This is a genomic window from Streptomyces sp. NPDC014882 (genome assembly GCF_043081325.1).
Taxonomy (GTDB): Bacteria; Actinomycetota; Actinomycetes; order Streptomycetales; family Streptomycetaceae; genus Streptomyces.
Genome location: NZ_JBIBWL010000027.1, coordinates 23,956 through 32,133, shown reverse-complemented (window position 1 = coordinate 32,133; position 8,178 = coordinate 23,956). Strand labels below are relative to the sequence as shown.

Annotated in this window: 7 protein-coding genes; 1 reads left to right on the top strand and 6 read right to left on the bottom strand. The window is 73.0% G+C overall.

What is annotated here, in order from left to right; translation table 11 throughout:
* On the top strand, positions 1-1,296 hold a 1,296-nt coding region (locus tag ACF09K_RS34210), incomplete at its 5' end, for an alpha/beta fold hydrolase (RefSeq protein WP_392249243.1).
* Between the two features lie 720 nt (positions 1,297-2,016).
* Here ACF09K_RS34210 and sbnB read toward each other — a convergent pair.
* The 6 genes from sbnB to ACF09K_RS34180 are packed head-to-tail and all read right to left on the bottom strand — an operon-like array spanning position 2,017 to position 8,080.
* A complete protein-coding gene (gene sbnB, locus ACF09K_RS34205) occupies positions 2,017-3,024 on the bottom strand; it encodes a 2,3-diaminopropionate biosynthesis protein SbnB (RefSeq protein WP_392249242.1) in 1,008 nt (335 codons plus the stop codon).
* Positions 3,025-3,079: 55 nt separating this feature from the next.
* Positions 3,080-4,027, bottom strand: coding sequence for a 2,3-diaminopropionate biosynthesis protein SbnA (gene sbnA / locus ACF09K_RS34200; protein WP_392249241.1), 948 nt, complete (start codon positions 4,025-4,027; stop codon positions 3,080-3,082).
* Entirely contained in the window at positions 4,024-5,250 is a 1,227-nt protein-coding gene (locus ACF09K_RS34195; protein ID WP_392249240.1) for a glutamate synthase-related protein, read from the bottom strand. Before ACF09K_RS34195 ends, sbnA begins: the two co-directional genes overlap by 4 nt.
* Positions 5,247-6,260, bottom strand: coding sequence for an asparagine synthetase A (locus ACF09K_RS34190; protein ID WP_392249239.1), 1,014 nt, complete (start codon positions 6,258-6,260; stop codon positions 5,247-5,249). Before ACF09K_RS34190 ends, ACF09K_RS34195 begins: the two co-directional genes overlap by 4 nt.
* 37 nt (positions 6,261-6,297) lie before the next feature.
* The gene (locus tag ACF09K_RS34185) at positions 6,298-7,623 is read right to left on the bottom strand and encodes a methylaspartate mutase (RefSeq protein ID WP_392249238.1); all 1,326 of its coding nucleotides are present in this window, start codon (positions 7,621-7,623) and stop codon (positions 6,298-6,300) included.
* Positions 7,610-8,080: a cobalamin B12-binding domain-containing protein gene (locus tag ACF09K_RS34180; protein ID WP_392249237.1), complete on the bottom strand. Its 471-nt coding sequence runs from the start codon at positions 8,078-8,080 to the stop codon at positions 7,610-7,612. Before ACF09K_RS34180 ends, ACF09K_RS34185 begins: the two co-directional genes overlap by 14 nt.
* Positions 8,081-8,178 lie beyond the last annotated feature (98 nt).

Sequence of the window (8,178 nt, the reverse complement as noted above, 5' to 3'; positions counted from 1 at the left end):
GACACCCCCGGCAACAAACAACTCGTCGCCTACCTCGTCCCCACCCCCGGACACGCACCCACCGCCGGCGACCTGCGCACCCACCTCCAGCAGCAGCTGCCCGACTACATGATCCCCAGCCTCTACATCCCCCTCGACCACCTCCCCCTCACCCCCAACGGCAAGGTCGACACCAAAGCCCTCCCCGCCCCCGACCACCACCGACCCGACCTCACCACCACCTACACCCCACCCCGCACCCCGACCGAACAGACCATCACCGACGTGTGGTCCGACGTCCTCGGCATCGACACCATCGGCATCCACGACAACTTCTTCGAACTCGGCGGACAGTCGATCAGCTCCGTGCGGGTGGTCTCACGGCTGCGGGAGGCCGGTCTGGGCGTCGCCCTCCAGCAGATCGTGCGCCACCCGACGGTGGCCCAGCTGGCGGCCGCGCTGAACGTTCCGCAACCGGCTTCGTCCGGGCTCGTGGTGCTCCTTTCCGCCGTGGCCGATCCCGAGCTGCCCGTCCTGTTCTGCGTGCACCCGGGAGGCGGCAGCACCCACCCGTACCGGGCGCTCGCGCGTTGCCTGGCGGGCACGTTCACCGTGTACGGCATCCAGGCACCGGGACTGAACGCGGACGAGGCGCCGCTCGTCGGGATCGAGTCGATCGCGGAACGGTACTGGCGGGAGATCCGCGGGGTGCGGCCCACGGGCCCGTGCACCATCCTCGGATGGTCGACGGGCGCCGTGATCGCGCACGCGATGGGCGCGGCGGCCCCGGAGGAGGTGGCCGGCCTGTTTCTGCTGGAGCCGGCGGTGACCGGCCACGACCAGCGGGACCGCTTCCAGCGGCACGCCGAGGTGTACCGCCGGGTGAACGCGCTGTGGCGCCGCGGCCAGAACGAGAACGGAGCCGAACGGAAAGCCACGGAGCGGGAGTTGCGGCGCCTGGCGCCGGAGATGAACCTCGACGGGAACCTGGTCACGCTCGACGAGTGGCTGCCCTATGCGGTGCTGGAGGCCGAGGTGCGCTCGCTCGCCGCCTACCGGCCCGGACGCTCGAGGGCCAGGGCGACGCTGTTCGTCAGTGACACGGTGCGTGACGGCAGCGGCGACGAGGTGCCGGAAGCCCGGTACATCACCCACTGGCGCGGGCTGTACCCGGAGGGTCTGGCCCAGCGGGCGATGCCGGGCCGCCACATGGAGATGGTCAGGGGCGACGCACAACTGGAGCTCGTGGTCTCCACGCTGCGGGAGGCCGTGCCGACGGCTGCCCCCGACCGGGAACGGGAGATGCTGCCGGCCTGACCGGGAGACCTCCCGCGAACAGTTCACGCAGGCGCTCGGCTGGGGTTTCCCAGCCGAGCGTTTTGCGTGGGCGGCGGTTGAGCCGGCCGGCGACGGCTGCCAAGCCGGTGCCCTGGGGGCCTCCGGTGGGTCGAGCCGGCGAGCAGGTGCAGGAACATGACACAGCGGGTGGCGCGTTCGCCCAGGGGGCCGATCGCGGACCTGCCGTCCGTGCCGATGGTCGGATCGCCCTCCCAGGGGGCCGGGCACGGCCCGGTCTGTGGCTTCGCCAAGTCGCTCACCCGGTCCGGGGCTTCTCCGGGACGCTCGCCGGCGGGCCCCTCGTCCCGCTCCCTGGCCCGCCCCGCCCCGCCCCGCCACGCCGTACCCGACGCCACCGGGGCACTCGTCCGGACCGGCCAGGACGCGGCGCGTGGCGTGCACCCGGGCCCGGAAGGCCGCCGCGGGGACCCCGTCCGTGCTGTCGGCCGGGGCGGAGGAGTCTCGGAGGCCGGGGGTGTCACCGCCCCGGACCGCCTCGGTCGCACGGCCGATGACGTCACAGTCCAGCCCTCTCTTTTCGCCTCCCGTCTCCCCTCCCCCTCCCCCTCCCCCCGTCCCCCCGGTCCGTCCCTCCCTCGCCCCGCGATGCACACGACGACGCCCCGGTCTCGTGCCCCCACCTGGTGTTCGGTGGGGCACGAGACCGGGGCGTCGGGGCAGCGGCCGGCGCCGCCCGGCTCACCAGCGCTTCAGGTCCGGGAAGAAGCCCGGTATCTCGGTGGCCCGGCCGGTGCGCACGGCGGTTCGGTAGATGTGGTAGCCGACGGCCAGGTCGAGGACGCCGAGGCCGAACGGGGAGAACACGGTGGGGCGGTCGTGGCCGAGGGTCACGTCGCCGCGCAGCACGTCGGCCAGCGTGCCGTCGATGAAGTCGCGCGTGCCGTACTCCGTCTCCGTGAGATGGGGCGAGGTCCGTGCGGTGAGGCAGTGGTCGATGTCGTCCAGGACGTTGTGACACTTGATCATGACGGTGGGGTGGATGTCGCGCAGGGACAGGTTCAGGATGAGCTGGCCCGGCAGGAGGGTCTGCCCCTCCGTCAGCCAGGGCGCCGGCGCGGTGGTGGCGAGGACGACCAGGTCGGCGGTGGCCAGGGCCTCGTCGATCTGCGACACGGTCCGGGTCTGCCAGCCGTGGGCGTCGGCGGCGTAGGCGGCGAAGGTCTCGGCGTACGCGTCGACGTGGTCGTGCACCAGGCACTCGCGGACGTCGGTGTCGCGGGCGGCGAGGAAGTCGGAGACGGTCCGGCCGATGACGCCGGCGCCGACGAAGAGGACCGTCTTCGGAGTGTCGCCGTCGGCGAGGGTCTCCACGGCGAGCGCGGCGGACGCCGCGGTGCGGGCCGCGCTGATGCCGGACGCCTCCAGGCAGGCGAACGGGTAGCCGGTCTCGGCGTCGTTCAGCAGGAGGACGGCCGAGGCGCGCGGCAGGTTCTGGCGCACGTTCTGCGGGTAGCTGGCGATCCACTTGAGGCCGGAGACCGGTGTGTCGCCGCCGAGGTGGGCGGGCAGGGCGATGATCCGGGCGCCGGGATCGTGCGGGAAGCGCAGGAAGTGGCTGTTGGGGTTGACGGTGGCCCCGCGGCTGTGCTGGAGATAGGTCTCCCGCACGAGGTCCAGGACGTCCGACGGCGCGGAGCCGATGACATCCTGGGCGACGGAGCCGTCGATCACGTGGAAGGTCGACATCGGTGGTGGCCTTTCGAGGGCAGGTGGATCGGGCGGGCCGGTGGATCGGGTGGGATCACGTCAGGACGCCGAAGTTCCGCTCGACCCAGTCGCCGTTGTAGATCGTGCCGAGGTAGCGCTCGCCGAGGTCGGGAGAGATCGCGGCGATGCGGGAGCCGGCCGGGAGGGTGTCGGCCCGGCGGCGGACCGCGGCCAGGACCGAGCCGGTGGAGCCGCCGGTGAGCAGGCCGTGGGTGCGGGCGAGCAGTCGGCACTCGCGCACGGCATCCTCCTCGGCGACCAGCACGACGTCGTCGGCGAGGCCGGGTTCGAACAGCTCGGGGACGCGGCTGGCGCCCAGTCCGGGGATGCGTCGCGGGCCGGGTGCGGCGCCGAGGATGACGGAGCCGAGGGCGTCCACGGCGACGATCCGGGTGTGGGGCGAGAATTCGCGCAGGTACTGTGCGCAGCCGACGAAGGTGCCCGTGGAGCCGACGCCGATGAACAGGTAGTCGAGGTGCTGGACCTCCTTGAGCAGGCTGCGCGCGGTCTGTTCGTAATGGACGCGCGGGTTGGCCGGGTTGGCGTACTGATTGAGCCAGACCACGGTCGGGTCCGCCTCGACGCGGCGCCGGATGTGGGCGATGCGCGACTGGAGGAAACCGCCGTTGGCATCGACGGTGTCGACGACGACCACCTCGGCGCCCAGGGCCTGCATGTGATCGATGCTCGTGGCGTTGGTGTTCGGGTCGACGACGCAGGTGAAGCGGTACCCCTTGGTGGCGCAGATGGAGCTGAGGGCGATGCCGAGATTGCCGGAGGAGGACTCGATCACCCGGGCGCCCGGCGTGAGGACGCCGCGGTGCTCGGCGTCCTGGATGAGGCTCAGCGCGGTCTTCAGCTTGACGGATCCGGCCGGGTTGAGACCCTCGATCTTCAGGAAGACGTCCGAGCCGGGCACCATCCGGGGCAGCAGGACGAAGACGTCGTCGGTGACCAGTTCATAGGCGTGTTCGTAGATCATGACCGGGGCTCCCACAGGTCTTCGGGGCCGGTCTCCTCCGCCGCGTAGCGGCCCAGCGCGCTGACGGCCATGCGCAGTTCCAGCGCCATGGCGTCCAGCAAGCGCTCGAGTCCGTGCTCGGGGTCCTCGTCGGCGGCGATCAGGGCGGCGCGGCCGAGGCCGACGGCGCGGGCGCCGAGGGCGAGCAGCTTCACGGCGCGGATGCCGTCCCAGACGCGTCCGCTGGCGAGGAGGGTGCGGCCGGCGGGGTCGACTCGGCGCAGGCATTCGGCGAGGGGCAGTCCGACGTGGCCGAGGAAGCCGGTGGGGGCCCAGCCGGTGCCGCCCTCGGCGCCGTCGACGGCGACGGCGTGGGCGCCGGCGTCCCAGGCGACGGTGGCGGCGTGGCCGACGTCGCGGCCGGGGAACAGCTTCACCCAGCAGCGGGCGCGCGGGTAGTTGTTGCGCATGAGCTGGATCTGCCGGCGGAAGATCTCGGCGGTGAAGGTGCCGGGGCTCGCACAGCGCAGCACCGACGAGGCGTCCGGGCCGAGCCGTTGCACGGCGTACTGTCCGGCGAGGTCGGACGCGACCGCTTCGCTGATCATGGTGAGGCCGCCGAGGCCGGGCTTGGCACCCTGGCCGACCTTGAGTTCGAAGCCGAGGCGGCCCGAGGTGAGGAGAGCGGTGACGGCCGGGTCGCTGTAGACGTGGTTCCAGACCTCGGAGTCCGCGTCCTCGGTGCTCTGCTGGACGCAGATGCCGCCGACACCGTCGGGGAGTTCCTCGCAGTACGCCTGGATGCGTTCCAGCAGGCCCTTGCGGTGGTCGTCGCCGCCGGAGCGGAAGCCGTTCATGGGGGCGACGTTCTCGCCGATGACCATGGGGATGCCGAGTCGTCCGGCCTGGCGGCTGAGCGCGAGGCTGGTGCCGGCGACGCGGGTGGAGCCGAGCGCCGACAGGTAGACCGGCAGCGGGGCGGTGAAGCCGCCGAGGTCGGTGTCGAGGCGGACGTCCGAGTGGAGGGGTTCGCGGCCGAGGTCGATGAGTGCGGCGAGGCGGCCCGGCATGAAGACCGGCGGGGCCAGGCGCAGCGCGTCGATCTCGTCGCCGGCGGGCGCGGGGGAGGCGCCGAAGACGGCGGTGCCGTACCTGTCGAGGGGCGGGAAGACGGCGGCGGCGCCGTCCCGGGCCCGGGCGCGGACGGCGTCCTCGGGCAGGCCCGGTGCGGTCAGCCGGGTCACGGCGACACCACCCCCGCGATCTTCGGGAAGGCGGTGGTCCGCCAGGCCGAGTCCAGGCCGGTGACCCAGCGGGTCAGGCGCTCCAGGCCGATGCCGAAGCCGGCGCTGCTGGGGATGCCGTGACGGGCGACGTCGAGGTACCAGGCGTACTTGGAGGGATTCTCGCCGGTCTCCCGCATCCGGGTGACCAGGGTCGCGTAGTCGAACTCACGTTCGCTGCCGCTGCAGAGTTCGCCGCAGCCCTCGGGGGCGATGAGGTCGAAGTTGAGCAGGGTGCCGGGTGCGGCCGGGCTCTCCTTGTCGTAGAAGCCGCGGGAGCCCTTGGGGTAGCCGACGATGAAGAACGGGGCGTCGGCCTGGAGGGAGATGCGTTCCTCGGCCTCCCAGTCGATCTCGGTTCCGGCGTCCTGCGGGTAGCCGTCGCGGCGCAGGCCGTCGACGACCTCACCGTGCGGGACGCGGGCGAACGGCCGGGCCACGTACCGGCGCAGGGCGTCGGGGTCGCGGCCGAGCAGCGCGAGATCGGCACCGCACTCGTCGACGGCGGCGGTCACGGCGCGGCGGACCAGCTCCTCGGCGACGTCCATGGCGACGTCACGGGTGGCGCCCGCGTACTCGACGTCGATCTGCCGGAACTCGGTGAGATGACGATGGGTGCTGCTGGTCTCGACGGGTTCGAGACGGACGTTGGGCGCGACGAGGAAGATGCGGTCGAAGGCCAGCAGCGATGCCTGCTTGTAGAGGATGGCGCTGGTCATCAGCTTGTAGCGGTGGCCGTAGTAGTCGACGTCGACCTGCTTGGCGCCGCGCGAGCCCGGGTCGGTGACGGGGCCGATGACCGGGTGGGCCATCTCCACCGCGCCGTCGGAGCGCAGGAAGGCGCGGGCACCGGCCACGAGTGCCTGCTGGATGCGCAGGGCCGCGCGGGTCCGCGGGTCGCGCAGGTGTTCCAGCGGCGAGGGCAGCCCGGGGGTCTGGGATGCCGGCGGGAGATCCATCTGGAGTGTCATGCTCGTCGTGTCCTGTCCTGTCGTTACCGGATGGGGGTCACCGGCCGCCGGCGGCGGCGGAGATCCGGGGCGGCCGGGGTCGGCTCGCCCTGCCGAGGAGGGCGGCGGGGTCGTCGTAGCGGTTCTTGACGTGGTTGAGCGCGTGCAGCAGTCCGGACGAGGTCAGCCGCCGGGACGGCGGCGCCGCGGTGGACCGGCCGAGCGGGAGCGATCCCGTGCGGGACCACTCCAGTCGGCCTCGGTCGGAGATGAAGCTGTGGGTGCGCCCCGCGTTGTCGGGGTGCAGGCAGAAGGGGACGTCGAGGTAGCCGTGCGCGAAGGCGCGGATCAGTGCCTGGCCGAGGTCGTCGTGCAGGTGCAGGACGGCCTCGACGAGGGAGCGGGCCTCCGCCTCGATGCCGGTGGACGGCGGCGGTGGGGCCGGCCGCGCGGTGCGGGCGGCGGCGGCGGCGGTCTCCAGCGCGGTGACGTTCTCCTCGACGGAGGGGATACGGGCCGACTCCGCCGGGGTCTTGACGATGAGCCGGGCGGCCCCGGTGCGTACGGCGAGCCGGGCGGCGTCCGCGACCAGCCGCAGCGCACCCGCCCGGGTCTCCGGGTAGACGCCCATGTACGCGTAGACGACCACGTGCCAGGAGGTGTCCGGGAGGTGGTCGGCGGCCAGGGCGCGCAGAGCGTGGACGGCCTCCTCGTCCTGTTCGGGGCTGATCTGCTGGGCGTAGCTGAGGGAGACGCTGCGCAGGCCGTGCCGGTGGAAGAACTTGGCTTCCAGGACGGAGAGGGCGACGAGCAGGGAAGGCGGGCAGAGCTGGCCCAGCATGCAGCCGCCGAAGGTCTCCAGGTGCGGTTCGGCGCCCGTCCCGCGCAGGGCGGCGAGACTGCGGCACGCTTCGGCCCAGGCGCGGACCGAGGTCGCCAGCGGGGTGCGGCCGTAGGGCAGGCAGTAGGAGACGGGACCGCCCTCGGTGGCGTCGAGTCCGGCGGCGACGAGGGCTTCGACGATGCGCCCGGGCCGTGCGGAGCCGTGCCGCACCTGCACGGGGAAGCCGGGCCCGTGGACGCCGTCGAGAAGACCGGTGGTGGTCTCGCGGTCCATGCTGACCAGCGGGTAGCCGTTGAGGTGGTGGCCCTGGGCGACGGCGCGGGCGGCGGCGGCGTAGTCGCCGACGCGGGTGAAGCTGTCCAGGGTCAGCGTGCCGACCGTGGTGGCGTCGGCGGCCCGGGTGGCGATCAGGCCGGCACGCATCCGGGCGGGGTCGGCGAAGCCCATGCGGGGCTGCACGACGAGGGTGCCGGTGCGGGCGGCGTCCGCCATGAAGCGGTGGAAGGCGCCGGCGGCCGGAGCGGACTCACCGGACGGCATCGGCGTGGGACCTTCCGTGCCGGCGCTCGTGCGGGCCGTCCAGGAGGGCGAGCAGTCCGGGGACGGCGTTCGCGCCGGTCAGGACGGCGTCGAAGCCCGCTTCGGTGAGCGCGGCGTGGACGTCCGGGGCGGGACCGCCGGAGGTGTCCAGCTTGCCTCCGACGACGAGCGGCACTTCGGCCAGCGCGGGCACGGCGCGCACCGCCCGGGCCAGACCCGGGGCCTCCTCGGCGCCGTGTCCGTTGACCGTGCTGACGACGATGAGGTCGGGCGTGCGGGCCGTGGTCTCCTCGACCAGGACGCCGACCGGGACGCACGCGCCGAGATTGGTGACCTCCCAGCCCTGCTCCTCGAGCAGCAGTTGAAGGAAGAGCAGGTTCCAGGTGTGTGAGTCCGAGGCGATGGTGGTCAGAACCGCGTGACGCGGGCTGTCCGGGGGCTGGTGATGCGGGTACACGACCGGCTTTTCCTCTCGACACCGTGATGGGGCCGCGACCGCTGCGATCGGGCCGGGTGCCCGTGAAGGCGCCCCCACCGGGGCGTCCGGGCTGTCCA

Coding starts and splice junctions, on each gene's coding strand:
- ACF09K_RS34185 (WP_392249238.1), bottom strand. CDS start 7,623: ATGCCGTCCGGTGAGTCCGCTCCGGCCGCCGGCGCCTTCCACCGCTTC.
- sbnA (WP_392249241.1), bottom strand. CDS start 4,027: ATGATCTACGAACACGCCTATGAACTGGTCACCGACGACGTCTTCGTC.
- ACF09K_RS34190 (WP_392249239.1), bottom strand. CDS start 6,260: ATGACACTCCAGATGGATCTCCCGCCGGCATCCCAGACCCCCGGGCTG.
- sbnB (WP_392249242.1), bottom strand. CDS start 3,024: ATGTCGACCTTCCACGTGATCGACGGCTCCGTCGCCCAGGATGTCATC.